Source organism: Heliomicrobium sulfidophilum, from assembly GCF_057715735.1.
The window spans coordinates 1,265,496-1,291,900 of sequence record NZ_JBVTZZ010000005.1 but is presented as its reverse complement, the minus strand read 5'-3'; the positions used below and the strand labels follow the sequence as shown (position 1 = coordinate 1,291,900).

Below are 26,405 nucleotides of genomic sequence, written 5' to 3'. Positions count from 1 at the left end.
CTATTATTCGGATTATTCTTGCAGGAAGATGGTTCTTTGTGGAGAAAGGATATTCCTGCCCGAGTTGTAAATCTCCAATCGTCAGACAAAACAGGGGGCTTAGAGCACTCGGGCAACCATTTCGCGCAGGAGGAGGAATCTGCATTGCCCGACTCGTTCAACATGACCAACTACGAACAGACCTTTGCCGAGTTTCAGTGGGAAGTCCCCGAATCGTACAACTTTGCCCGTGATGTCATTGACCGTTGGGCCGTAGACCCGGACCGGCTCGCCCTGTGGTGGGTCGACGACCACGGGAATGAAGACAAGAAAACCTTCCGTGAATTGAGCGATGCTTCGCAACGCCTTTGCAACGTTCTCCGTGATCAAGGAATCGGCAAAGGCGATGTGGTCGTCGTTATCCTTCCACGCCTTGTCGAATGGTGGGTCATCAACATCGCTTGCCTGCGCATGGGCGCTGTGATCAGTCCGGGAACAATGCAATTGACAGCCAAAGATATCCGATTCCGCCTGCAGACGGCAGACGCTCGTTGTATCATCACCACCGACGCCATTGCCGAGCGGGTCGATGAGATTTATGGCGAGTGCCCGACCTTGAAAAGCCGCATTCTCATCGGCGGTGAACGAGCGGGCTGGCTTCGTTATCATGAAGCCACGCAAACGGCATCGGACAGCTTTCCGACAGTTGACACAGCTGCCGATGACAGCGCCATCCTCTACTTCACCTCTGGCACGACAGGCTATCCTAAGATGACCCTCCACACCCATACAAGCTACCCCATCGGCCACACGGTGACGGGCCGCTACTGGCTTGACCTGCGTTCAGAAGACTTGCACTGGAATCTGAGCGATACGGGCTGGGCAAAAGCCGCCTGGAGCAGCTTTTTTGGGCCCTGGATTTGCGGTTCTGCCATTTTTGTCCATCACAGCGACCGTTTCGATCCGAAAAAAACGCTGGAAATTCTCGATCAGTACCCTATCACCACCTTCTGCGGCGCGCCCACTATCTACCGCATGCTGGTGTTGGAAGATCTGAAACAGTATCGCTTCTCCCGCCTACGCCACTGTGTCGGCGCCGGAGAACCGCTCAATCCCGAGGTTATCGACATCTGGAAGGAGGCCACCGGCCTCACCATTCGTGACGGCTACGGCCAGACCGAATCGGTTCTCCTCGTCGGCAGCTTCCCCTGCCTGGAGCCGCGCATCGGTTCCATGGGCAAGCCAACGCCTGGCTTTGACGTGCAGGTCATCGACGATGAGGGCAACATCCTGCCGCCGAACAAAGAAGGCGACATTGCCGTCCGTGTCAAGCCCAAACGTCCCGTAGGGCTTTTCAAAGAATACTGGCGCGATCCGGAAAAGACCGCTTCCGTTTTTCGCGGCGACTGGTACCTCACAGGCGACCGGGCGTACCGCGACGATGATGGCTATTTCTGGTTTGTCGGCCGGGCTGACGACGTGATCCTCTCGGCTGGCTACCGGATCGGTCCTTTTGAGGTGGAGAGCGCCCTCTTAGAGCATGAGGCGGTCGCCGAGTCGGCAGTCGTCTCCAGCCCGGATGAGGTCCGAGGCGAGGTGGTCAAGGCCTTTGTCGTGCTCCGCCCCGGATTCATGCCTTCCGATGAGTTGGCCGATGAGTTGAAGGAGCATGTCAAAAAAGTGACGGCTCCCTACAAGTATCCTCGCCTGATTGAATTCACACCTTCCCTGCCCAAGACCGTCTCCGGCAAGATCCGCCGTGTCGAACTGCGCAACCGCGAATGGCAGGATCACCGCAAGGCCTGATCAAAAACCCCAAAAAGGACATCCCGATAAGAAGACCCCTGAGCAGTGCCACCTCATCTCAAGTGGCGTCTGCCAGGGGTCTTTCGCTTGTTCACATATTCCGCCGGTACTTGCCGCCCACCTCATAGAGGGCTGCCGTGATCTGTCCCAGGCTGGCCACCCGGACTGTTTCCATCATTTCCGCAAAGATATTGCCGCCACTGCGAACGACCTCTTTCAGGCGCGCCAGCGCCTGCGTCGCCGCTGCTTGATGTTTGCTGTGGAATTGGCGCAGGTGATCGATCTGCTGTCTTTTTTCCGCCTCTGTGGCGCGACTCAATTCAATCTCATTGGCCATCTCTGTACTTTGGGGATTGAGGAAGGTATTGACGCCAATGATCGGCAGTTCTCCCGTATGCTTGCGCATCTCGTAAAGCAGCGACTCCTCTTGGATCTTGTTCCGCTGGTACTGCGTTTCCATCGCGCCAAGAACACCACCGCGCTCATTGAGGCGAAGGAACTCGGAGAGGACTGCCTCTTCCACCAGATCGGTCAATTCCTCGATGATAAAGGCGCCTTGTAAAGGATTCTCATTTTTGGCCAGCCCAAACTCTTTGCCGATGATCAACTGGATGGCCATGGCTCGCCGTACAGACGCCTCTGTCGGCGTCGTTACCGCTTCATCATAGGCGTTGGTGTGCAAAGAGTTGCAATTATCATAAATGGCCGACAAGGCCTGCAGTGTTGTCCGTATGTCGTTGAAGTCCATCTCCTGGGCATGGAGAGACCGCCCCGATGTCTGGATGTGATACTTGAGCTTCTGGCTGCGCTCATTGCCATGATACTTTTGTCTCATCACCACCGCCCAGATGCGCCGGGCCACCCGGCCCAGCACCGAATATTCCGGATCAAGGCCATTGCTGAAGAAGAACGACAGGTTGGGGGCGAAATCATCGATCTTCATCCCCCGGCTCAGGTAGTATTCCACATAGGTGAAGCCATTGGCCAGGGTGAAGGCCAACTGGGTGATCGGGTTGGCGCCCGCTTCGGCGATGTGGTAGCCAGAGATGCTGACCGAGTAGTAGTTGCGCACCTTCTCTTGGATGAAATACTCCTGAATGTCGCCCATCATCTTGAGGGCAAAATCGGTGGAGTAGATGCAGGTGTTCTGCCCCTGATCCTCCTTAAGGATATCTGCCTGCACAGTGCCGCGCACCCGCTGCAGCGTCTCTGCCCGGATGCAAGCCCATTCCTCCGGATTCGGCTGGCGTCCCATTCGCTCGGTAAAGGCGTCGATCTGCTGATCGATGGCTGTGTTCAAAAACATGGCCAGCAGGATCGGCGCCGGGCCGTTGATCGTCATGGAAACGGATGTATTGGGCGCACATAGGTCGAAACCAGCGTAGAGGCGCTTCATGTCGTCCAGTGTGCACACATTGACGCCGCTGTTGCCGATCTTGCCGTAGATATCCGGTCGTTCCGCCGGATCCTCGCCATAGAGGGTGACACTGTCAAAAGCCGTGCTCAAGCGCACTGCCGGATCATCTTTGCAGAGATAGTGAAAACGCCGGTTCGTTCGCTCTGGTGTGCCTTCTCCAGCAAACTGGCGCCGCGGATCCTCCCCTTCCCGCTTAAAGGGAAAAACGCCTGCCGTAAAGGGGAACTGGCCCGGCACATTTTCTCTTAGCGCCCAACGCAGGATCTCCCCCCAATCTTCAAAGCGGGGTAGGGCCACCTTCGGGATGGCTGTCCCCGACAGGGTGGTCGTAAAGAGGGAGGTGACGATTTCCCGATCACGCACCTGGGTGACCCATTTTTCCTGGCGGTAGGCGTCACAGAAGCACTCCCAGTTGTCAAGGATCTGCCGGCACTCGGGATGAAGCCTTGCCTGCCAAGTCTGAATCTTTTCATCCAGCGCAGCCAGGGCAGACTCGCAGACGGCGCCATCCCCTTCGGCCGAATCATCCTGTTGTTCTGCCAGCAACTGCCGTGTGCCCTGCAACTGATAGAGCCGTCGGGCCACCTGAACCTGTTCATCCACAAAGGCGCGGTAATCGCGGGCAACATGAACGATCTCGGCCAGGTAATTGACCCGTTCAGCAGGGATGACGCTAGCGGAAGTCCGAACCCTTTTCGCCGAAGCCATCGTTGACGGCGATGCCATCGAAGGGGAAGGGCCTGGCAAAGCGCCTTGCGCCGCCACAGGCAAGGGCCAGCGCCCTGCTGTCTTCTCCTTCACCATCGCCATCAGGCGGTGAAAAAAAACTTGGATGCCCGGGTCGTCAAACTGGCTGGCCACGGTGCCGAAGACAGGCGTCTCGTCATCGGCGATCTCGAAGTTGTTGCGGCTTCGCCGCCATTGTTTGCGAACGGCCCGCAGCGCATCTTCGGCGCCTCGCCGATCATACTTGTTGATGACAACGGCGTCGGCAAAATCGATCATGTCGATCTTCTCCAACTGGGTGGCGGCGCCGAATTCGCTGGTCATCACATAGACGGAAACATCGCAAACATCGATGATCTGATGGTCCCCTTGGCCGATGCCGGAAGTTTCCACGATGACAAGGTCATAGCCAGCCGCCTTGACGACGGCGATGGCATCGTCAATGGCGCGACTCAGTTCGCTCCGCGAATTGCGCGTCGCCAATGAACGCATGAAAACACGGGGATGGTGGATCCCATTCATGCGGATGCGATCGCCCAATAAGGCGCCGCCTGTCTTCCATTTGGACGGGTCGACTGAGAGCAAGGCCAGCCGCTTGTCCTCATAGGCCTCTAAAAAGCAACGCACCATCTCATCGATCAGCGAGCTTTTACCGGCGCCGCCTGTCCCTGTCACCCCGATGATAGGCGTCTTTACGCCCCTTTGGCGCATGCCTTCAAAAAGCGATGACAAGGCAGGTCGGTTCGCCTGCACATTTCTTTCAGCCAAGGTGATCCAACGGGCTACTTGAGGCCAATCGCGTTGCTCCGTCGATAGCCGCTCCATGTCCTCGGGTTCTTCCTCAGCCGGATCAAAATCCGCCTGACGGACCAGGTAGTCGATCATGCCCTGCAAGCCCATCTGCCGCCCATCTTCAGGAGAAAAGATCTTGCAGACGCCATAAGCTTCCAGTTCTCTAATCTCTGCAGGCACAATCACCCCGCCACCGCCGCCGAAGACGCGAATATGGTCGACTCCCCGCTCGCGGAGCATGTCAATGATGTACTTGAAGAACTCCAAATGGCCGCCTTGGTAAGAGGTGACGGCGATGGCCTGGGCATCCTCTTGAATCGCCGCATCGACGATCTCCGCCACAGAACGGTTGTGACCGAGGTGGATCACCTCGACGCCGCTGGCCTGCATCAAACGCCGCATGATATTGATCGACGCGTCATGGCCGTCAAAGAGGCTCGTCGCCGTCACGATGCGCACGGCATGACGCGGCCGGTACGGTTCTGTCATGCTCTTCTCTCCGTCCCCTTCCCTTATTTCAGCAGCGCTGCAGCGATGACGGTGCGCTGAATCTCACTGGTGCCTTCGTAGATCTCGGTGATCTTGGCGTCCCGCATCATCCGCTCGACAGGATACTCCCGTGTATAACCGTATCCGCCATGGATCTGCACCGCTTTGGTCGTCACCGACATGGCCACCTCTGAGGCATAGAGCTTTGCCATCGCAGACTGCTTGCTGTAAGGCAGTCCGGCGTCTTTTAAGTAAGCCGCCTGGTAGACGAGCAGCCGAGCCGCTTCAATGGCGGTAGCCATATCGGCCAGCATCCACTGGAGTCCCTGGTTGGCGCTGATCGGTTTGCCGAACTGTTCCCGTGTCTTGCTGTAGGCAAGGGCCTGATCGAAAGCGCCCTGGGCAATCCCCAGCGCCTGGGCGGCGATGCCGATGCGGCCGCCATCCAAGGTCATCATAGCGATCTTGAACCCCTGTCCTTCTTCGCCCAACCGGTTTTCAGCAGGGATGCGGCAGTTTTCAAAGATCAATTCATAGGTGTAAGAGGCGCGGATCCCCAACTTATGTTCCTTCTTGCCGAAGCTGAAACCTGGCGTTCCTTTTTCCACGATAAAGGCCGTCGTGCCGCGGTGTTTTTTCGCCGGATCTGTAGCGGCAATCACCACATAGATATCGGCCCACTCGCCATTGGTGATGAAGATCTTGGCGCCATCGAGGATGTAGTCGTCCCCATCGCGCCGGGCTGTCGTCTTAAGCGATCCGGCATCCGAACCGGCGCCCGGTTCTGTAAGGCCAAAAGCGCCCACCGACTGGCCCTCCGCCAGAGGGGTCAGGTATTTTTGTTTCTGCTCTTCTGTGCCAAAAGCATTGATCGGCCAGGCACAGAGGGATGTGTGGGCCGAAAGGAGCACGCCGGAAGAAGCGCAGACACGGCTCAATTCCTCAACAGCAATAGCATAACTCAGGTTGTCCATCCCTGCGCCGCCATAGCTGTCCGAAAAGGGGATCCCCGTCAACCCCAATTCGGCCATGCGATCCCATAAAGAGCGGTCATAATCCTCTTTCTCATCCATTTCGGCCGCCTTCGGGGCGATCTCCGACTCGGCAAAATCACGCACCGTCTGGCGCAGCATCTCTTGTTCCTCGGAAAGACGAAAAATCATGTCGAAGCCTCCTCATTCATTTTATGGTCGAAAAGCACCTTTTTTTAGCCTGTTTCTTCAGCTTCACTGTTTTTCATACTGCTGAACGACGCCCTTGCGGCGAAGTTCGGCAATCTCTCTTTCCCCATACCCCAATTCCTGCAGCACCTCTTCGGTATGTTCCCCCAGTGAAGGCGAACCACGGCGGTGTCGGCAAGGCGTATCGGAGAACTTGAAGGGGATTCCCGTCTCGGTGAGGAGCCCTTCTGTAGGATGGGCCGAATGAAAGATCATGCCTCGGCTCCTCACCTGGGGATCGGCGATCAACTGCTCCACGTCCTGAACAGGCGTGCAACAGACATCGAGGCCTTGAAAAAAGGCCGTCCACTCGGCCTGTGTCTTTGTCTGAAAGAGCGCAGTCAATGCCACGATGCCCCTCTGGCAGTCTTCCTCGCTATCGCTCAGCTCGGCCAAATCCTTGCGATCGATGGCGGCACAAAAGCGCTGCCAAAAATGTTCCTCCAAAGCGGCCAATGCCATATAACGGCCATCGGCCGTCTCATAGACGTGATAACGTGGCAACCTTCCGGCGATCGGTTCCTTTCCCCGCTTCGGGAGTTCTCCCGTCGCCCCGAAACGGGTCACATAATGGCCCATCATGGCCACCACTGCATCCAGCATGGCCATGTCCACATACTGTCCCGTGCCGGTCCGGTTACGGTTTTCCAAGGCAGCCAGGATGGAGATGGCTGCCAACATGCCGCTGATCAGATCGGACAGGGGGACAGCCGGTATCGCCGGCGGACCTTCTTTCAGGCCGATCAGGTCCAGCATCCCGCCCAAGGCGAGGTAATTCAGATCATGACCGGCCCGGTTACGATAGGGCCCATCTTGGCCATAGCCGGAGATGGCGCAGTAGATGAGTCTCCCATTCTCCTCTTTCAGCGAAGCATAATCCAGGCCTAAGCGCTCCATGACGCCTGGGCGAAAACCTTCCAGTAGCACATCACTGCCAGCGACCAGCTTTTTCATGATCGCCCGGCCTTCTTCTGTCTTCACATTGACGACCATGCTCCGTTTGTTCCGGTTCAAACTCAGAAAAAAATCGCTCTGTTCCCGGACGGGCGGAAAGAGGGTCCGTAAATAATCGCCTGTATCTGGCGCCTCGATTTTCAGCACCTCAGCCCCAAGGTCTGCCAGTAAGAGTGAGCAAAAAGGACCTGGCGCCAACCGGGACAGATCGAGGATCTTCACCCCATGCAGCGGACCGGCGGGCATCGCCCTTTGGTTGCATTCCGAAATAGAAAACACCCCTCCTTCACAAATCACGTTGTTTTCGATCTGTTTGTTACAAGTTTTTTCCTTACGGGAAGGTTAGGTTTTTTTTCGAGGGGGAAAGGCAAAAATCCTGCTAATGTTTTTAAAAATTCTGAATATTAATAATAGATAAAAATCGGTCGACTTATCCATCGACCGATGCAGTTTCTTTTTTTCTTTTCTCGCTATGGCGATTCTTACGGTGTCCTCTTTGCGTGCGTTTAGATATCCAGATTTCGCACATCTTTCGCATGGGTCTGGATAAACTCCCGCCTCGGCTCGACCCGGTCGCCCATGAGGGTGGTAAAGATCAACTCTGCCTCAGCAGCGTCCTCCAGGGAGACTTGCAGAATAGTCCGGTTCTCTGGATCCATCGTCGTCTCCCAGAGCTGTTCCGGGTTCATCTCGCCGAGACCTTTGTAGCGCTGGATGGTGATGCCGTCGCGGCCTGTCTTCTCCAGGTGGCGGTTGAGCTCATTGTCATGGTAGAAGTAACGCACATCGCGGTTCTTTTTCACCTGGTAGAGGGGCGGTTGGGCGATGTAGACATAGCCGTTTTCGATGAGCGGCTTCATGTGGCGGTAGAAAAAGGTGAGCAGCAGTGTCCGGATGTGACTGCCGTCCACGTCGGCATCGGTCATCAGGCAGATGCGGTGGTAACGCGCCTTGCCCAGATCGAAGTCCTCGCCGATGCCCGTGCCCATGGCGGTGATCAGCGCCCGGATCTCCTCGTTGGAGAGCACCTTGTCGAGTCGGGCCTTCTCCACGTTCAGGATCTTGCCACGCAAAGGCAGGATGGCCTGAAAGCGCCGGTCCCGTCCCTGTTTGGCGCTGCCGCCGGCGGAATCGCCCTCGACAATATAGATTTCGCAAAGGGCAGGGTCCTTGAAGGAGCAGTCGGCCAGTTTGCCCGGAAGAGAGGTCGATTCGAGGGCGGTCTTGCGGCGGGTCATTTCCCGGGCCTTGCGCGCCGCTTCGCGGGCCCGCATGGCGACGATGGACTTCTCGATGATCTTCTTGGCGACGGAGGGGTGTTCCTCCAGGTAGGTGCCGACGCCTTCACTGACACAGGAATCGGTGATGCCCCGCACCTCTGAGTTGCCCAGCTTCGTCTTTGTCTGGCCTTCAAACTGGGGTTCCCGGACCTTGACGGAGATGACAGCGGTGATCCCTTCGCGGATGTCCTCGCCGGAGAGGTTGTTTTCGTTGTCTTTGAGTTGGTTCAGGCGACGGGCGTACTCGTTCATCACCCGGGTGAGGGCTGTCTTGAAGCCGGTCTCATGGGTGCCGCCCTCTTGGGTGTTGATATTGTTGGCGTAGGAAAAAACGTTCTCCGCATAGCCGTCGTTGTACTGCAAGGCCACTTCCACATGAACGCCATCTTTTTCCGTCTGGAAGTAGATGACCTCGTTGTGGACGGCGTCCTTGTTGCGGTTGAGGAATTTGACGAAATCGATGATGCCGCCGCTGTGGGCGAAGACGCTCTCCTGGCCGGAACGCTTATCGGCCAGGGTGATTTTCACGCCCCGGTTGAGGAAAGAGAGCTCCCGCAGGCGGTGGGAGAGGGTGTCGTAGCTGTATTCCAGTTCCTCAAAAATCTGCGGATCGGGCTTGAAATAGATGGTGGTGCCCGTCTCCTTCGACTGGCCGACGACGCGAAGATCAGACGTTGCAACGCCTCGTTCATAGTGTTGCTCATGGATCTTGCCGTTTCGGCGAACCGTCACCCGCAGCTTTTCTGACAAAGCGTTGACGACGGAGAGACCAACGCCGTGCAGGCCGCCGGAGACCTTATAGCCTTCGCCGCCAAATTTGCCGCCGGCGTGAAGCACCGTCAAGGCCACCTCGACGGCCGGTTTACCCATTTTGGGGTGAATGTCGACGGGGATGCCGCGGCCGTTGTCGCTGACCTCGACGCTGTTGTCCTCATGGATGATCACGTCGATGGTGTCGCAGTAGCCGGCCAGGGCCTCGTCGATCGAGTTGTCGACGATCTCATAGACCAGGTGATGCAGGCCTCGGGCACTGGTCGAACCGATGTACATCCCCGGTCGACGGCGAACGGCCTCCAGACCTTCGAGCACTTGTATCTGACTGGCGTCATAATTCGACGCACCACTGACCGTCCAGGTATCCTGTTCAGCCACCCGAAAAACCTCCATTCAGGAAATCCACCATTTCCGGGGGCTTATTTCCCCGTATTAGTGCTTCCATAAAGAACATTTTACCATATTCTATCGAATCGCACAAACCGGTTATCGCTGGTTCTCTTCCCAGGCTTTGAGCATCGCCTTAATATTGTTGCCCCGTTTCATCAAGGTCGTCGATGAGATGGGCGACAGGTAGATGTACTTGGTCGTGACGATGAAGGACTTTTCCTTCCCCTCTTCGGCGATGCGCTTGACGAAGCCCTCGTCGTGGACGGTGCTCAAAAACTCCTTCGTCGTCGCCGCCTGGCTGGACGACTCCAGATCGATGATGGCTACGATCTCCTCTTTGGGGACGATGACCTCCCCGCCAAGATGCAGGAACATGGACGCCCTCCTATTCATCGCTTCGTGAAAGCTGTCCCGCCTGAATGCGGTAGATGCCGGCCCGGCCCAACTGCTCCGGCGAAAAGGCGTGCAGATGGGTGGTGGTGATAAATACCTGGATATGTTTGCTCTCCAATTCGGTCAGCAACTGTTGCCGCCGGTCAGGATCGAGCTCGCTCATCACATCGTCAAGCAGAACCAGGGGATAGTCGCCCTTGATCTGGTGAATAAAGGCAATCTCCGCCAGTTTCAAGGACAGGGCGATCGATCGCTGCTGTCCCTGGGAGCCGTAGGTCCGGGCGTCGCGCCCGTTGAGGAAGAGTTGCAGATCGTCCCGGTGCGGCCCTGTCAGTGTCGCCTGCCGGGCGATTTCCTCGGCACGCCGTTCCCGCAAGGCGGCGCGGTAGGTCTCCAGCCACCGGGAACGGTCTTCTGACAAGGGAAAAGAGGAACGGTAGGTCAGCTCCAGTTGTTCCTTGTCGCGGCTGAGGCCGCGGTAGATCTGCCGGGCATAAGGGGCGATGCGGGCCAAGCCGTCGAGACGGCGGGCCAAAGTCTCCACGGCCAGGGGCGCCAACTGGTCATCCCACAATTCCAACTCGGCGGCTGTTGCCGTCCCCTCTCGGAGGCGCCGCAACAGGTTGTTGCGCTGCGTGACCACCCGGGCATAGCGGGACAGGAAGTCGCCATAGGCGGGCGATGCCTGGGATAATTCGCGATCCAGAAAACGCCGACGCTGGGCAGGGGAGCCCTTGACCAACGACAGGTCTTCCGGCGAAAAGACGACCGTATTCAGTGTTTCCGACAGATCGGCGATTCGGCGCAGCTTCCGGCCGTTGACTTTGGCCAGTTTTCGCCGTTCACCGCCAAAGGCGAGTTCCAGGACGACCGGCTGGTCATCAATCCGGCCGACCGCCTTGATCCGGTAGTATTCTTCCTGCCATTGGACCATCTCTGCGTCGCGGGCGTCACGATGGGACCCGCCGCCGCTCAAGAGGGCGATCGACTCAAGGAGGTTGGTTTTACCCTGACCATTGGCACCGACGAAGATGTTCACGCCAGGCGTAAAGTCAATTTGCAGCCCCCGGTAATTACGAAAATGGGCCAACTCGATCGCTTGGATTTCCATGCGTCACGCCCTGATTCATATCAAACTTCAAAGATTCAGTTCAGTCCTCACGATATCCACCCAAGACAGCGATGAAATAACTGAATACATTGCATATATCTTACAGGGAGATTATATGGTCCGGACAGGCACGATCAGGTAGAGGTAACGATCATCGCCGACCGGCCGCAAGAGGCCAGGCGCCAGCGTCCCCAAAAGGTCGAGCCGAACCTGGTCCGTGTCGATCACCTTGAGCACATCCTGAAGGTAGCGGAAGTTGAAGGCGATGGGAATCGGATCGCCGTTACTATCCACAAAGACCTCTTCATAGATATGACCCACCTCGGGCGAGTTGGACCGGATCGTCAACAGGGATCCCTCAGCTGACAATTTGATGATGTTCGAACCCTCTTTGCCGATGGAGGCCAGGGAGGCCCGGTCCACCGCTTCAGCGAGGGCTTTGACGGGGATCGTCAGACGGGTTTTATGCTCCCGCGGGATCACCTGCTGATATTTGGGGTACTGACCCTCGATGATGCGCAAAATGACGCGCAGGCGTTCTGTCTCCAAGAGCGCCTGGGAGCGGGTGAGGGTGATCTGCAAGGGCCCTTCCTCATCGGGCAGCAGGCGGGCTACATCGGAGAGGGTCTTGCCGTGGAGGATCACCTGGCGCGGCTGACTGATGCTCATATCCACAGCTTGTCCAGAGAGCATGGCCAGGCGGTGGGTGTCGGTGGCCACCCAGCGGATCTCCTCCGGCTGGATGTCCCAGAGCACGCCCGTAAACCAGGGTCGCGATTCGTCGCTAGAGGCGGCGAAGGCGACAAGGCGGGTCATCTCTTTGAACTGACCCTGATTGACGGTCACTCGATCGCCGTCGAGGATCGCCGGCAGCAGCGGAAACTCTTGGGGATTCATCGTATTTAAGGTCAATTCCGAGCCATGATAGCGGACTTTCAGGGCTGGATTATCATGATTCACAAAAAAGGTGATCGGGCCTTCCGGCAACCGGCGGGCCATTTCGTTAAAGATGCGCGCGTTGACGACAGTGCTGCCGGTCCGGATCGTGCGAACGGGGATGGTGTATTCGATGCCCAATTCCGAATCAGTCGCGACAAGACGCAACGCCTCATCATGGGCCTCCAAGTAAATGCCGCTCAAGACTGGCGTCGTCGCTTTGGAAGAAACAGCGCGCGAGACCGCGTTGACCGCTTCCAGCAGTTCCGCTCGGGAACAGGAAAACTCCATGGCTGTGGAAACCTCCTTAGGTTGGCGCCTTTTTACCCTTTTTATATACCGTAGTCTTAGTAATCAGGCGGGATATGTGGAAAAGTGGCTGATCACCACGGTTTTGCTCAAAACAGGGTGTGGATAACTCTGGGGATAAGTGGGTAAGTCAGGGGATAACTTTTAAGCTCGCTGGATTTTTTCTTTTAAAAGTTGAATCGTCATTTCCAGTTGAGGATCTTTTTCAATATCTTTGGAAATTTTTTCATGGGCATGAATGACGGTGGTGTGGTCCCGGCCGCCAAACTCCTCGCCAATCTTCGGGAGGGACACGTCGATCATCTCCCGGGAGAGGTACATGGCGATCTGCCGCGGGAAGGCCACATCGCGGGTGCGCTTTTTGGCTTTGAAATCTTCCACCTTCATGTTGTAGTGCTCAGCCACGATCTCCTGGATGAGGGCGATGGTGATCACCTTTGTCCGGTGGGAGGGGATGATGCTTTTTAAGGCTTCTTCGGCCACATCAGTCGTGAGGGATTTGCCGCTTAAGCTGGCGAAGGCGATGACCCGGTTTAGCGCGCCCTCCAACTCGCGAATGTTGGACTGAATGATGTTGGCGATGAAGACCATCACCTCGTTGGGCACATCCAGGTTCTCCAGGATCGCCTTTTTGCGCAGGATGGCGATCCGCGTCTCCAGGTCGGGCGGGTTGATGTCGGTGATCAGACCCCATTCGAAACGGCTGCGCAGGCGGTCTTCCAGGGTGGGGATTTCCTTCGGCGGCCGGTCGGAGGAGATGATGATCTGCTTGCTCGACTCATGGAGGGCGTTGAAGGTGTGGAAAAACTCTTCTTGTGTCCGTTCTTTGCCGGCCAGAAACTGAATATCATCGATCAACAGCACGTCGATGTTGCGGTAGCGGTTGCGAAAGTCCACCGTCTTGTCGTCGCGGATGGCGTTGATCAGCTCATTGGTGAATTTTTCGGATGAGACGTAGACAACCCGCGACTGGGGCCGCTGGTCAATGACGAAGTGGCCGATGGCCTGCATCAGGTGGGTTTTCCCCAAGCCGACGCCGCCATAGACGAAAAGCGGGTTGTAGGCTTTGGCCGGCGCCTCGGCGACGGCTAAAGCGGCCGCATGGGCGAAGCGGTTCGAGTTGCCCACCACAAAGGTGTCAAAGGTGTATTTCGGATTTAGAAGGGGCGGGCTGCTCTCTTCGACCGCCGTCGGGCGGCGGGACGGCTCCGAACGGCGCGAATCGGCGCCAGGTGTAAAAAAGCGGACTTCCACCGATTCGCCGAGGACGACGGAGAGGGCGTTTTTCACGAGGGTGGCATACCGGTTTTCCAGCCAGTCGCGGGCCAGATCGTTGGGAACGCCGATATGGGCCTCGCCGTTCTGCATCGTCACCAGTTGGGTATTTTTTAACCAAGTGTCAAAACTGGCCGGTTTCAGTTCTTGCTTTAATATCTCCAATGATTGTTGCCATAGACCGGCAAACTGTGAAGTCATCACAGGCTACCCCCAGTTTGAACATTTTCACAATCGAGGATACGGTTATCCCCGACTTTCGACCGGATATTCACGCATTGTGGATGAACCACTATATATGTAGAAACGCGAGCACCGCCCGCGATTGTCCACAGGTTCGCCAGATGTGGACGAGTTTTTCTGGGGAAAAAGCGGCGCAGAGCGAAAAAAAGCCTTCGCCGCCGTCGAAGGTGTTGATGAAAAGCCGCTTGTTGCACAAATTATCCACAATCTGTGGATCACTCTTGGGATAAAAGTCAAACTTTCCGAGTTATCCACCTGTGGATAATATTCATCCACAATTGTAACCTGCGTCGAAGTTATCCACAAGGGGATAACCGGAAAAAATGACCCCAGTCCCGAGTAAGTTCTTTTTCTTGACTTTCCTTGCGATGGTCCCTATAATTGTAGTTGTTTGTTCTCGCGAGCCGCCAGGATACGTGGCTTTTGACTTCGCGGATAGATTCAGCAAATCTTGGCAACTATAAGGAGGTGTAGTACATGAAGCGCACCTATCAGCCGAAAAATCGGAAACATAAACGCGTTCACGGTTTCTTGAGCCGGATGAGCACGCCGAACGGACGCAATGTCCTGAAGCGGCGTCGTGCAAAAGGAAGGAAAAAACTCAGTGCTTAAGGCCGCTTCGGGGGCCTTCTTTTGTTTTCCGGGGGGTGAACGCTGATGCTGGCGCGACACTACCGCTTGCGTCGCAATGAGGATTTTCAAAAGGTTTATAAGCGAGGAAAATCCTACGGCGGCCAGTATGTGGTGTTGTACCGGTTTCAGCCTCGCCTCCCGGAAGCTCCTTCCCGTCGGCGCTTTGGTTTTTCCGTATCGAGCAAGGTGGGCAAGGCAAATGTGCGCAACCGGGTGAAACGAATGCTGCGGGAGATCTGCCGCCGTCATGGCCTGCGGTCCGATGACGGCAGTGACATAATTTTGATTGCCCGGTCAAAAATAAAAGGAATTCCTTTTCGTCTAGTCGAACAAGATGTAATCAAACTCTTCAAACGGGCCAAACTGAGGCCGGGGGGATGATATGCGGATTGTGGATGTCTTCATCGTCCCGATTCGGTGGTATCGCCTCTACCTTTCACCGCTTAGGGGACCCACCTGCCGGTTTGCGCCCACCTGCTCCGAGTACGCCATTCTGGCACTGGAGAAGTATGGGGCGATCCGAGGGCTATGGAAAGCCGTCGGACGGTTGTTGCGCTGTCATCCTTTTCACCCCGGGGGATATGATCCCCCCTGATCGCCATTAGTCGGTACATAAGTAAGGAGGAGTGCTTGCCTTGTGGCAAATGCTAGTTGACGCATTTTCCTCGATGATCAACTTTTTCTACACCATCACTCAACAGATCGGTCTACCGAGTTACGGCCTGGCGATCATCCTGATTACGATCGTGATTAAAATGCTCCTGTATCCGCTGTCTGCCAAACAGATGAAGTCGATGAAGGCCATGGCGGAATTGGCGCCGAAACAGAAGGCGCTCCAGGAGAAATATAAAAAAGATCCCCAAAAAGCCCAGGAAGCGATGATGCAGCTCTATAAGGATCATGGTGTCAATCCGTTGAGTGGTTGCCTTCCCTTGTTGATTCAGTTTCCGATCCTGATCGCTTTTTACAACGGCTTGATGGCTTTTCCTTATCTGAACGAGGCGCATGCCACGTTTCTTTGGGTATCCAACCTGTCGATGCCGGATCCCTATGTTCTCCCCTTGTTGGCCGCCGCCACGACCTTTCTTCAGATGAAGGTGACGCCTTCCTCTTCCGGCGGCAACCCGCAAGCCGAACAGACACAGAAAATCATGATGTACTCCATGCCGTTGTTGATCGGTTGGATGGCCCATAGCTTTGCTGCCGGCTTGTCTCTCTACTGGGTGACCTTCAACACGGTCGGTATCCTTCAGCAGCTCTATATGAACCGCAGTCTGAATGTTCGGAAGGAAGGTACCGCGTAATGTCCGAACCGATAGTATTGGAAAAGACCGCGAAAACGGTGGAGGAGGCCCTCCGCGCCGCCCTTACGGAATTGAAACTGGAAGAGAAGGATGTGGAGGTCCTCGTCCTTGAGGAACCATCGAAGGGTTTCTTAGGTCTGATCGGTACCCGTCCCGCCCGCGTCCGGATCACGGTGAAGCCGGATCCGATGCGCGATGCCATCCGTTTTATTCAGGACATCTTTCGTGTCATGGGGATTCAAGCGGAAATCATGCCAGAATGGCGTGATTCCACCCTGTTTATCGGTTTTTCCGGCGACGATCTGGGCATCCTGATCGGTCGCCGCGGCGATACCCTCGATTCGCTGCAGTACTTGGTCAACTTAGCCGTCAACCGCCAGGGCCCGGAACGGGTCCGGATCCTGTTGGATGTGGAGAATTACCGGCAACGGCGGGAAGAGACGCTCGTTCGCCTGGCTAAACGACTTTCGGAAAAAGTGAAACGAACCGGCGTCAAGGTCGTCCTTGAGCCGATGAGCCCGCAGGAGCGACGGATCATCCACACGACTCTGCAAGGCGATCCCCGTGTGGTCACCTATTCCGAAGGGGAAGAGCCCTTCCGAAAAGTGGTGATCGGTCCCAAGATCGACGCCAAGCGGACCCGAACAGAGGGGGTAGGCGCTTCACGCTGGGGGGACAACCGTCGCCCCCGCGCTGTCCGGTCGGATAACCGCGACGGTCGTGAGACACGGGAAAGCGGCGCATTGAACCGAACGGAACATCGTTCCGAGCCTCGCGACCTCCGTGATGTGGCGGAACAACGGGGAGGCAAGCCACGTCCGCGCCTCTACTCGGTCGGTGACGATACCCTGAAGGATTAATTGTCCCGAAGGCATCATTATGATAGTTGTTCCGCAGATGGAATAGCTCTTGCGGGGTATGATTAGGAAAATCACAGGAGAGAATAAAAAAGCGCTTAGGCGCTTTTTTTCCTGTATTGGGAGAGGATGTTTCGATGGTCGGCGACACGATTGCGGCAGTGGCTACCCCGCCGGGTGAAGGCGGGATCGGGATAGTGCGGGTCAGCGGTTCCGGCGCCCGGGATGTGATCAAGGCGGTCTTCCGCCCTCGCTACGGTCGTGGTGTCGACGATTGGGCTACCCATACGCTGCACCTGGGCACGATTGTCCACCCCGATGATCAGCGGAAAATTGATGAAGCCCTGGTCGCTTGGATGGCGGGGCCGCGCACGTTTACAACGGAGGATGTGGCCGAGTTTCACTGTCATGGCGGATCTGTGCCGGTCAGAGAGACTTTGGGTGCTGTCCTCCGGGCGGGCGCTCGTTTAGCTGAACCAGGCGAGTTTTCGCGGCGCGCTTTTCTGGGCGGTCGGCTTGACCTGGCCCAGGCGGAGGCGATCATTGAGGTGATCCGCGCCAAGACCAGCGATGGCCTCGGTGCGGCGCTATCCCAACTGGAAGGGCAGTTGTCTCGACGGATCAGTAAGGTCCGCGATGATATACTGGCCCTTTTGGCGCATCTGGAGGCCATGATCGATTTTCCGGAAGAAGACCTGCCGGAGCTTGGCAACGAGCGGATTCGGAGTGATCTGGCACAGATTCAGAATCAGATCGGCGGCCTGTTGGAACGCTCCCGGACCGGGCGTGTTCTTCGGGAGGGCTGGCGAACGGTCATCGTTGGTCGTCCCAATGTGGGCAAATCAAGTTTGATGAACGCACTGCTCGATGAGCAACGGGCGATCGTCACTGAGATCCCGGGGACAACCCGAGATGCCATTGAGGAGTATATCGATCTGGGGGGGATTCCCCTGCGGATTGTCGATACTGCGGGCATCCGGGAGACAGAAGATGTGGTCGAGCGTATCGGCGTGGAGAAGACGCGCGAGTATCTGGAAAAGTCCGATCTAGCCCTGGTTGTCCTTGACGGATCTGATGCGCTGACCGATGAGGATGAGACATTGTTGTGCTCGCTCGCTGGTCGGCCAGCGGTGGTGCTCGTCAATAAGAACGATTTGCCTCTGCGCCGACTTGATGAGGATCGTTTACGCTCCATTGTGGGGGAGATGCCCGTCCTGTCGGTGTCGGCCAAAGAGGGATGGGGATTGAAGGAACTGTCCGATCTGATCCGTCGCATGGTTTTTGGGGAAGCAGGCGCAAATGACAGCTCCTTTTCTCCTGACGGGGGCCGATTGGCCTTGGTCACGCAGGCGCGACACCGCGAGGCCTTGGAACGATCAGACGCTCATGTGCGACAAGCCTTGGATGCAGTCGATGACGGCGCTAGTCCTGATTTTTTGACGATCGATCTGAAGGCGGCTTGGGAGGCGTTGGGAGAAATCACTGGCGATACGGTGGGCGAAGATATTCTCGATAAAATCTTTTCATCCTTTTGCATTGGCAAGTAAGTTCATTTGTGGTTTTGGTTGACGAATGGTTAGGTTTTCGATGAGTGAGGGTGGAGAGACGATGGAATATTTGGCTGGAAAATATGATGTGATTGTTATCGGCGCGGGTCATGCCGGCTGTGAGGCGGCTCTGGCGTCCGCTCGCATGGGGGTCAAAACCTTGATCCTGACAATCAGTTGGGACAATGTGGCCCTGATGCCCTGCAATCCGGCGATCGGCGGTCCGGCGAAAGGTCATCTCGTGAGGGAGATCGATGCCCTGGGTGGACAGATGGGATTGTCTATCGACGAGACCTGCATTCAGATTCGCTTGTTGAACACAGGTAAGGGGCCGGCTGTCCACGCCTTGCGGGCTCAGGCTGATAAAAAACGTTATCAGCGCGAGATGATCCGTGTTCTTGAACACCAGGAGAACCTCGATGTGCGGCAGGCGATGGTTGAGGCTGTCGTCGTGGAGGAGGGGCGCGTTCGCGGGATTCGTACCGATACGGGCGCTTTCTTTGCCGCGCCGACTGTGGTTATCACGACGGGTACATACCTGCGGGGACGGATCATCATCGGCGACCTCCACTATCCCGGCGGTCCGAATGGCTATTTTCCTTCTGTCGGTTTAGCTGCATCACTTCGTGAACTGGGTGTCCGCCTTGGTCGCTTCAAAACGGGCACGCCGGCTCGGGTTGATGGTCGCACCGTAGACTATCGTCAGATGGTGGAACAGCCAGGCGACCGGGAACCACTGAATTTTTCCTTCCTATCCCCACGGATGGAGCGAAAGCAGATCTCCTGTTGGTTGACCTATACGACGGAAGAAACCCATCAGATCATCCGCGATAATTTGCACCGTTCTCCTCTCTATGCCGGGGTGATTGAAGGCACCGGTCCGCGCTATTGTCCCTCTATTGAGGATAAGGTCGTTCGGTTCGCCGATAAGAAAGGTCATCAAGTTTTTATCGAGCCGGAAGGGGACGGCACCCATGAGATGTATGTCCAAGGGATGTCGACTAGCCTCCCCGAGGATGTCCAGGTGAAGATGCTGCGCTCTCTCGTCGGCATGAAGGATGTAAAGATCATCCGCCCTGGCTATGCCATTGAGTATGATTACGTCGATCCGACACAGTTGAAGCTTTCCTTAGAACACCAGGAGATCGGTGGATTGTTCACCGCCGGGCAGATTAACGGCACCTCCGGTTACGAGGAGGCGGCAGCCCAAGGGTTGATGGCCGGGATCAACGCCGCATGTTTGGTGAAAGGGAAAGATCCCGTCGTCTTGAAGCGGTCGGATGCCTATATCGGGGTGCTCATTGATGATCTGGTGACGAAGGGAACGAATGAGCCCTACCGGATGCTCACATCGCGCGCCGAATACCGCCTGTTGCTGCGCCAGGACAACGCAGATCAGCGGTTAACGGAGATTGGGCGCTCTATCGGCCTTGTCGACGACCGGCGTTATCGCCGTTTTTGCAATAAAATGAAGGGTCTCGAAAATGAAGTATCTCGATGGAAATCTGCCTTTGTGACGCCGGGCAATGAGCAACTGCAGGTGATCCTGGATGAGAAAGAGAGTGCTCCCCTGTCAAAAGGCGTTTCCCTCTATGACCTCTTACGCCGTCCGGAACTGTCGTATGATGATCTGATGCCGTTACTGAACGACGGCGACGAAATTTCGTCGGTCGATCCCGAAATAGCTGAACAGGTAGAGATATCAGCCAAGTTTGAAGGGTATTTGCTCAAACAGCAGGCACAGGTGGAGCGGTTTAATAAGTTGGAGAATAAGCGCCTGCCTGTAGATTTGGATTATCAGCTTGTTCATGGTCTTTCTAATGAGGGGCGGCAAAAGCTGATTGCGAGAAAACCTGTTTCCATTGGGCAGGCGTCTCGGATCTCTGGGGTGAGCCCTGCCGATATTTCCATTTTGTTGGTCTATCTGGAGCAACGGCGCCGTCTCGTGCCGGTTGATGGAGGTGCGAGCGATTGAGTGATGCCAAAGAAACGGTGAAGTATACCCAGTGGGATGCCGAACAAGTTTTTCAGTTTCGCCAACAGGTTCAAAGGGGACTGGAACTGTGGGGGATCAAAACGAGGCCCACTTTGATTGATCGCTATACGGTCTATGCGGAATTGATGTTGGCGACGAACGCCCATTTGAACCTGACAGCCATCACTGATCCTGATGGTGTGGCGGAAAAACATTTCATTGATTCGTTAAGTCCCCTGCTGCTGGATATGCCTGATGGAGATATTTCGGTGATCGATGTGGGCACCGGGGCGGGATTTCCCGGTTTGCCTCTTGCTATGGTTTGTCCGCAATGGCGCGTTGTGCTCCTAGATTCGCTGCAAAAGCGTTGCCGTTTTTTGACGGAGACGTCGCAAAAGCTAGGATTGACGAATGTGCATGTCATCCACGGCCGGGCTGAGGATAGCGCTCGACAATCTCAGTTGAGGGAAAAGCATTCGCTCGTGTTCAGTCGGGCCGTCGCTCGACTACCGGTGCTTTTGGAATTATGTTTGCCTTTTCTCGCAGTGGGGGGAAGGTTTATCGCTCTGAAAGGCCCCGACGGACCGACTGAGGTGGAAGAGGCCAAAACGGCGCTGCGAATGCTAGGTGGGGAATTTGCTGAGGTTACGTCGATCACCCTGCCGATTTCAGGTGACCGGCGCACGCTGATTGTTATTCAAAAGCAGAAGCCCACGCCGAGGGCGTATCCCCGGAAGGCTGGCATACCTAATCGAAAGCCTCTGGTTTAGTATTGTTCCACGTGAAACAAAACCATGGTTACAAGAATTGTTTCACGTGGAACAAACCATGCTTTCGAAAAGTGTTTCACGTGGAACAAAATGATGCCGTTCAGCATGCTGTGCGGGGTCATGCTCTCATCAATATGAGATGTTCCACGTGAAACACGAATAAATGTTCCCTATCTATTTTCCTTTGTAAGGCGTTGAAACGACGCAAATAAGGTGATTCCCTTTGGAGAGGGGGTGAGTGGCTTGTCACCCTCTTTTTTCTTTTCTCACAGGGTTCGATATTTTCGTGTCTGGAACCAGCTTTTATCCTCCTCGTTGTGAAGGACTTGCCGTTTCTGATGTTGAAATGAATAGAGTTGATAAGGCGAATGATAAAGGTGGTGGAACAGTTGGCTCACATTATCGCCATAGCCAATCAGAAGGGTGGCGTTGCCAAAACGACAACAGCGGTCAACCTGAGCGCTTGTTTGGCTGAGTTGGGTAAACAGGTGTTGCTCGTCGATATGGATCCGCAAGGCAATGCCACAAGCGGCGCCGGGATCGATAAATTGCGTGTCCGCCATTGTATCTATGATGTGCTGATTAACGGCGCACCTTCTGAGTCCATATTGACGAAAACCGATTGGGAACGATTTTTTGTTTTGCCGGCAACCATCCAATTGGCTGGAGCAGAAATAGAACTGGTTTCTGCGATCTCTCGTGAAGTGAAATTAAAGCGCGCCCTTGACCCGCTCCGGGATCAATTTGACTATATCATCATCGATTGTCCTCCTTCACTCGGCTTGCTCACACTTAACTCACTTACGGCTGCCGATCAACTGTTGATCCCTATTCAGTGTGAGTACTATGCATTAGAGGGACTTGGGCAACTGATGAGCACGATCAAGCTTGTGCAGAAACACCTTAACAGCGCTCTCTCCATTCTGGGAGTTTTGCTGACTATGTTTGATGCGCGTACAAACTTGGCCATTCAAGTCGTTGATGAAGTCAAAAATCATTTTCACGATAAGGTGTTCAAAACAATCATCCCGAGAAACGTTCGCCTGAGTGAGGCTCCCAGCCATGGTCAGCCGATCATCGTATATGATGCGCGTTCTCGCGGCGCCGAGGTCTATCGGGAGTTAGCGAAGGAAGTGGTAGAGCGTGGTTAAAAAAGGGATGGGAAGAGGCCTCGGTAAAGGGCTGGAAGCGTTAATCCCGGGAATTACTGCTGCAGAGACGGAAAAAGACGTACAGGGCGCGACTGAGATTGAATTAAGCCACATAGTACCGAACCAGGATCAACCGAGAAAGCACTTCGATCTTGCGTCCTTGGATGAACTGGCTCGCTCGATTGCTGAACATGGTGTCATCCAACCCCTTGTCGTTCGGCCATTGGGGAATGATCAATATCAGTTGATCGTGGGAGAACGACGCTGGCGCGCCTGCCGTCAATTGGGGTTAGCCAAGGTCCCAGTCATAATCCGCGACTGGGATGAAAAGACGGTAGCAGAAGTCGCCTTGATCGAAAACATCCAACGGGAGAATCTTAATCCCATCGAGGAAGCCCTCGCCTTCCGGACGTTAATGAATGATCATCAAATGACACAGGAACAGATGGCCAAGCGGGTTGGAAAAAGCCGTTCCTATATTGCCAATTCGCTTCGCCTGCTTGCCCTGCCTACTCCTGTACAAGAAATGGTCTCCTCGGGTCGCCTTTCAGCGGGACATGCTAAGGTGATCGCTGGCATCACAGATGAAAGAGCTCAAGAACAACTGGCTCAGAAAGTGACTGAAGAGAACTGGTCAGTGCGCAGGATGGAGGAAGAGGTTCGCTTGCGTACTCAAACCCCTGATCAGGGTTTGAATGCGATTCCTCCTCGTGAGGAGAATAATATTCTCGACAAGCCGGGCATGCGGAACACCTCGTCACCCGATGTTGAAAAGCCAAAAGTGAAAACAGTGCCTCTAACTCCGAATCCCGAAATATCCACGATGGAGGAACGTTTGCGTTCCATCCTGCAGACACAGGTTCGCATCCGTTCCAATGGTTCAACCGGTTGTATTGAACTCAGTTTCTTCAGCCCTGACGAACTGCAGCGACTTTGCGATTACTTGTTGGGTAGCGAAGAATCATAAGGTCATTTGTTTGTTTCACGTGAAACAATATGGCTGAGCCAATACGAATGTTCCACGTGAAACATAGCGATCATTTTAGCCGAATGTTCCACGTGAAACATTTTAGGGAATCATTCGAGAGAGGATGAAACTTTCTTGATCTATATGGACAATGCAGCCACCTCCTGGCCAAAGCCAGATTCGGTCTGGGAGGCGGTGTTGCGTGTCGGAAAAGCCATCGGCGCCAATCCAGGACGGGCCGGTCACCAGATGGCCATCGATGCGGGCAGAGCCATCTACAATGCGCGTGTGGCCATTGCCCGTCTGTTTCAATTGACTGACCCGTTGCGGGTCGTTTTTACCTTAAATGCAACGGACGCCCTCAACCTGGCGATCTTCGGTCTGATTCAGCCGGGGGACCATGTGCTGACAACCAAGTTAGAACATAATGCCGTCGTGCGTCCCTTATGGATCCTCCAGGGGCGCGGAGTCGAAGTGACCTACCTCGAAGGGGATGAATTCGGCCGGATCGATCCGGACACGTTGAAACAACACCGGAAGGCCAATACGAAAGCCTTGATCGTGAACCATGCCTCCAATGTGACAGGGGCGCTGCAGGATCTGGAGGCCGTCGCGAAGGCGGCGAAGGCGCTCGATCTGCTCGTCATCGTCGATGCGGCCCAGACAGCCGGCGTATTTCCGATTCACATGGAATCCTGGGGCATTGACCTGCTGGCCTTCCCTGGACACAAGGGTCTATTTGGTCCCCAAGGAACAGGCGGTCTCTGCATCACCCCCGGCGTTGACCTGATGCCACTGCGGTATGGTGGAACGGGAAGCCAAAGCGAGTCAGAGGAACAGCCTCTCCGTCTCCCTGATCGTTTTGAAAGCGGCACGCCGAATACACCAGGGATCGCCGGATTGGCTGCCGGGGTGGAGTACATCCACCAGCTCGGGCGAGAGAAGATTGAAGCCCACGAGACCCGGCTCATCAACCAGTTGATGGAGGGCTTATCTGAATTAAAAGGCGTACAGTTAATCGGTCCGCCTGCCACAGAGAAGCGGGCTGCTGTCCTGTCCTTCACCATCGATGGCATGGAAGCGACAGAAGTTGGATTTTTGCTGGATAAGGCCTTCAATATCGCTGTTCGGACAGGTCTGCACTGCGCACCTGTTGCCCACCGGAAAAGCGGCACCTTTACGACAGGCACAGTGCGCTTGAGTCCAGGGATATTTACAACAGAAGCAGAAATTAAGGAGGTATTGGCTGCAGTCACCCAACTGGTGAATGAAGCAAAAACGATATGATAGGAACAATTGTCAATACGGTAGCTGTCATCGGTGGAGCGATCATCGGCGCTGTATTTCAAAAAGCGATTTCGGAACGATTCAAAGTGACTGTCATGCAAGGAATCAGCCTGTCCGTCTGTCTGATCGGACTTCAAATGGCCTTGCAAACGAAAAATCCACTGATTGTAGTCGCTTCGCTTGTTCTCGGCGGAATCCTCGGCGAAGCGGTGGCTATCGAAGCCAAGCTGGAACGGTTTGGCCAGTGGTTGGAGACGAAGGTGGGTTCCAACCACGGCGATGTGGCAAAGGCGTTCGTCACCGCCAGCCTGATCTACTGTGTCGGCGCGATGGCCATCATGGGATCCCTGCAAGATGGCTTGACCGGCGATTCGTCGGTCCTCTTCGTCAAATCGATGTTAGACGGGATCACCTCCATCATCCTTGCTTCCACCTTGGGCATCGGCGTCGCCCTGTCGTCGTTGCCACTTTTCATCTATCAAGGCGCCATTACCTTGGCTGCGTCCTTCATCCAACCCTTTCTCCAACAAGGGATGATCGCCGAGATGACCGCCGTTGGCGGCCTTTTGATCACGGGAATCGGCACGAACATACTCGGTGTGACCCAACTGAGAGTGGGCAACCTATTGCCAGGGATTCTCTTTGCCATCATCGGAGCAGGACTGTTTCCGTCCGGTTGATGGCCTGGGAGGAACGACATGGACCGAATCACTGATGGCTGGACCCCTCAGGTAATGATCCGGCGAGAAGCATTAATCGCCAATATCGAAGGAATGGCTAAAAAATGCCAGGAAAAGGGTGTAAAACTGCGACCCCACTTCAAAGCGCACAAGTTGCTTCCTATCGCCCGACTGCAACAGGAAAAGGGTGCCGACGGGTTCACCGTAGCGAAACTCTCAGAAGCGCAGGTGCTGGTCGATGGGGGATTAAAGGATATCGTCGTCGCCTTTCCCCTTTGGGGGGAAGACAAGTGGGACGCATTTTTCAAGTTGGCGGAACGGACACCGATGGCGACCATTGTTGATACGGAAGATCTGCTGGACGCTTGGCGCAGCCAGGCGCTTCGCCGGGGACAAGAGGTTGATCTCTATGTGAAAGTGGACAGCGGCTTGCGCCGTGTCGGCTATCCGCCGGGAGATCGGTTAAAGCGATTGATCCGAACGGTCGCGGCCTGCTCTCAGGTACGCTTTCGCGGGCTCTTGACCCATGCCGGTCATGTTTACGGTGCCACATCACCGTCCCAAAGGGAAGCGATCGGCAGGGAAGAGGGCGCTTCGCTGCTGAAGGTGGCGCAAGAGATGCAACGGGAAGGGATTGACATTCCCGAGATCTCCCTCGGTTCTACGCCTTCAGTCGAATTCAACCTGGAAACGCCTGGCGTGACCGAAGTGCGACCCGGCAATTATGTATTTTATGACGCCACCCAAATCCGGCTGGGCGTTGTCACAGCGGAAGCCTGCGCCCTCCATGTGGAGGCGACAGTCGTCTCTCACCCGGAAGCCAACCGGCGGATCATCGACACCGGTGCCAAGGTGCTGGCCCTAGACCAGGGTGCCCACGGAAACACGGCCGATGTCGGCTATGGGATGCTGTCAGTTCCCGGTTGGAAGCTTACCCGCCTCTCCGAGGAGCATGGCGTGCTGGAACGTATAGACGATGACGGGCCTGAACTAACGCTAGGGACAAGGATATCGATCATTCCTAACCACGCCTGCCCGGTCGTCAACCTCGCCGACGAGGTGGCGGTTGTCGACAAAGAGGGCAACATCGAGGAGTATTGGACCGTGAACGCTCGCGGCTGCAGCCGTTAGCACCATTTG

General features: G+C 55.5%; 22 protein-coding genes and 1 pseudogene. 15 read left to right on the top strand and 8 right to left on the bottom strand.

Annotation, left to right across the window (positions count from 1 at the left end; translation table 11 throughout):
• The first annotated feature begins 162 nt into the window (after window positions 1-162).
• Window positions 163-1,785: an AMP-binding protein gene (locus tag AC0CW1_RS11800; protein WP_488184146.1), complete on the top strand. Its 1,623-nt coding sequence runs from the start codon at window positions 163-165 to the stop codon at window positions 1,783-1,785.
• 91 nt (window positions 1,786-1,876) lie between these two features.
• On the opposite strand, the gene icmF is transcribed toward AC0CW1_RS11800, so the two are convergent.
• The 8 genes from icmF to dnaA all read right to left on the bottom strand — a co-directional run bounded on the left by icmF (window position 1,877) and on the right by dnaA (window position 14,052).
• Window positions 1,877-5,209, bottom strand: a complete 3,333-nt coding sequence (icmF, locus tag AC0CW1_RS11795) for a fused isobutyryl-CoA mutase/GTPase IcmF (RefSeq protein WP_488183241.1) — start codon at window positions 5,207-5,209, stop codon at window positions 1,877-1,879.
• 23 nt (window positions 5,210-5,232) lie between these two features.
• Window positions 5,233-6,372: an acyl-CoA dehydrogenase gene (locus AC0CW1_RS11790; RefSeq protein WP_488183240.1), complete on the bottom strand. Its 1,140-nt coding sequence runs from the start codon at window positions 6,370-6,372 to the stop codon at window positions 5,233-5,235.
• Window positions 6,373-6,435: 63 nt separating this feature from the next.
• Window positions 6,436-7,662, bottom strand: a complete 1,227-nt coding sequence (locus AC0CW1_RS11785) for a CaiB/BaiF CoA transferase family protein (RefSeq protein WP_488183239.1) — start codon at window positions 7,660-7,662, stop codon at window positions 6,436-6,438.
• Between the two features lie 227 nt (window positions 7,663-7,889).
• Window positions 7,890-9,830, bottom strand: a complete 1,941-nt coding sequence (gene gyrB / locus AC0CW1_RS11780) for a DNA topoisomerase (ATP-hydrolyzing) subunit B (protein WP_488183238.1) — start codon at window positions 9,828-9,830, stop codon at window positions 7,890-7,892.
• 93 nt (window positions 9,831-9,923) lie between these two features.
• Window positions 9,924-10,202: an extracellular matrix regulator RemB gene (gene remB, locus AC0CW1_RS11775; protein ID WP_488183237.1), complete on the bottom strand. Its 279-nt coding sequence runs from the start codon at window positions 10,200-10,202 to the stop codon at window positions 9,924-9,926.
• Between the two features lie 10 nt (window positions 10,203-10,212).
• The gene (gene recF, locus AC0CW1_RS11770; protein WP_488183236.1) at window positions 10,213-11,331 is read right to left on the bottom strand and encodes a DNA replication/repair protein RecF; all 1,119 of its coding nucleotides are present in this window, start codon (window positions 11,329-11,331) and stop codon (window positions 10,213-10,215) included.
• A gap of 111 nt (window positions 11,332-11,442) precedes the next feature.
• Window positions 11,443-12,558: a DNA polymerase III subunit beta gene (gene dnaN, locus AC0CW1_RS11765; RefSeq protein ID WP_488183235.1), complete on the bottom strand. Its 1,116-nt coding sequence runs from the start codon at window positions 12,556-12,558 to the stop codon at window positions 11,443-11,445.
• A gap of 162 nt (window positions 12,559-12,720) precedes the next feature.
• Window positions 12,721-14,052 carry a chromosomal replication initiator protein DnaA gene (gene dnaA, locus AC0CW1_RS11760; RefSeq protein ID WP_488183234.1) on the bottom strand — a complete coding sequence of 444 codons (1,332 nt, stop codon included), beginning with the start codon at window positions 14,050-14,052 and terminating at the stop codon, window positions 12,721-12,723.
• 145 nt (window positions 14,053-14,197) lie between these two features.
• Here dnaA and AC0CW1_RS11755 point away from each other — a divergent pair, with 145 nt between their 5' ends.
• From AC0CW1_RS11755 to AC0CW1_RS11690, 14 genes and pseudogenes are all read left to right on the top strand, one after another.
• The gene (locus AC0CW1_RS11755; RefSeq protein WP_488183233.1) at window positions 14,198-14,359 is read left to right on the top strand and encodes a hypothetical protein; all 162 of its coding nucleotides are present in this window, start codon (window positions 14,198-14,200) and stop codon (window positions 14,357-14,359) included.
• Window positions 14,360-14,571: 212 nt separating this feature from the next.
• Window positions 14,572-14,706 carry a 50S ribosomal protein L34 gene (rpmH, locus tag AC0CW1_RS11750; protein WP_012282181.1) on the top strand — a complete coding sequence of 45 codons (135 nt, stop codon included), beginning with the start codon at window positions 14,572-14,574 and terminating at the stop codon, window positions 14,704-14,706.
• Between the two features lie 45 nt (window positions 14,707-14,751).
• Window positions 14,752-15,108 (top strand): ribonuclease P protein component, encoded by a 357-nt coding sequence (gene rnpA, locus AC0CW1_RS11745; RefSeq protein ID WP_488183232.1) that lies wholly within the window; start codon window positions 14,752-14,754, stop codon window positions 15,106-15,108.
• Between the two features lies 1 nt (window position 15,109).
• Entirely contained in the window at window positions 15,110-15,322 is a 213-nt protein-coding gene (gene yidD, locus AC0CW1_RS11740) for a membrane protein insertion efficiency factor YidD (protein WP_488183231.1), read from the top strand.
• 49 nt (window positions 15,323-15,371) lie between these two features.
• Complete coding sequence (locus tag AC0CW1_RS11735; RefSeq protein ID WP_488184145.1) at window positions 15,372-16,031, top strand: YidC/Oxa1 family membrane protein insertase; 660 nt, start codon at window positions 15,372-15,374, stop codon at window positions 16,029-16,031.
• Window positions 16,031-16,654 (top strand): annotated as a pseudogene (gene jag, locus AC0CW1_RS11730) (RNA-binding cell elongation regulator Jag/EloR); the annotation flags it as partial. The gene AC0CW1_RS11735 and the pseudogene jag, both read left to right, overlap by 1 nt.
• Before the next feature lie 371 nt (window positions 16,655-17,025).
• Window positions 17,026-18,435: a tRNA uridine-5-carboxymethylaminomethyl(34) synthesis GTPase MnmE gene (gene mnmE / locus AC0CW1_RS11725; RefSeq protein WP_488183230.1), complete on the top strand. Its 1,410-nt coding sequence runs from the start codon at window positions 17,026-17,028 to the stop codon at window positions 18,433-18,435.
• A 61-nt stretch (window positions 18,436-18,496) separates the two neighbouring features.
• Complete coding sequence (gene mnmG, locus AC0CW1_RS11720) at window positions 18,497-20,410, top strand: tRNA uridine-5-carboxymethylaminomethyl(34) synthesis enzyme MnmG (RefSeq protein ID WP_488183229.1); 1,914 nt, start codon at window positions 18,497-18,499, stop codon at window positions 20,408-20,410.
• Entirely contained in the window at window positions 20,407-21,180 is a 774-nt protein-coding gene (rsmG, locus tag AC0CW1_RS11715) for a 16S rRNA (guanine(527)-N(7))-methyltransferase RsmG (protein ID WP_488183228.1), read from the top strand. Before mnmG ends, rsmG begins: the two co-directional genes overlap by 4 nt.
• Before the next feature lie 389 nt (window positions 21,181-21,569).
• Window positions 21,570-22,331, top strand: a complete 762-nt coding sequence (locus tag AC0CW1_RS11710; RefSeq protein WP_488183227.1) for a ParA family protein — start codon at window positions 21,570-21,572, stop codon at window positions 22,329-22,331.
• Window positions 22,324-23,298 (top strand): ParB/RepB/Spo0J family partition protein, encoded by a 975-nt coding sequence (locus AC0CW1_RS11705; protein WP_488183226.1) that lies wholly within the window; start codon window positions 22,324-22,326, stop codon window positions 23,296-23,298. Before AC0CW1_RS11710 ends, AC0CW1_RS11705 begins: the two co-directional genes overlap by 8 nt.
• Before the next feature lie 135 nt (window positions 23,299-23,433).
• Window positions 23,434-24,585 (top strand): aminotransferase class V-fold PLP-dependent enzyme, encoded by a 1,152-nt coding sequence (locus AC0CW1_RS11700; RefSeq protein WP_488183225.1) that lies wholly within the window; start codon window positions 23,434-23,436, stop codon window positions 24,583-24,585.
• A complete protein-coding gene (locus AC0CW1_RS11695) occupies window positions 24,582-25,265 on the top strand; it encodes a DUF554 domain-containing protein (protein ID WP_488183224.1) in 684 nt (227 codons plus the stop codon). The genes AC0CW1_RS11700 and AC0CW1_RS11695 overlap by 4 nt, the downstream gene beginning before the upstream one ends.
• A gap of 18 nt (window positions 25,266-25,283) precedes the next feature.
• Window positions 25,284-26,396, top strand: a complete 1,113-nt coding sequence (locus AC0CW1_RS11690) for an alanine racemase (RefSeq protein ID WP_488183223.1) — start codon at window positions 25,284-25,286, stop codon at window positions 26,394-26,396.
• The last annotated feature ends 9 nt before the right edge of the window (window positions 26,397-26,405 follow it).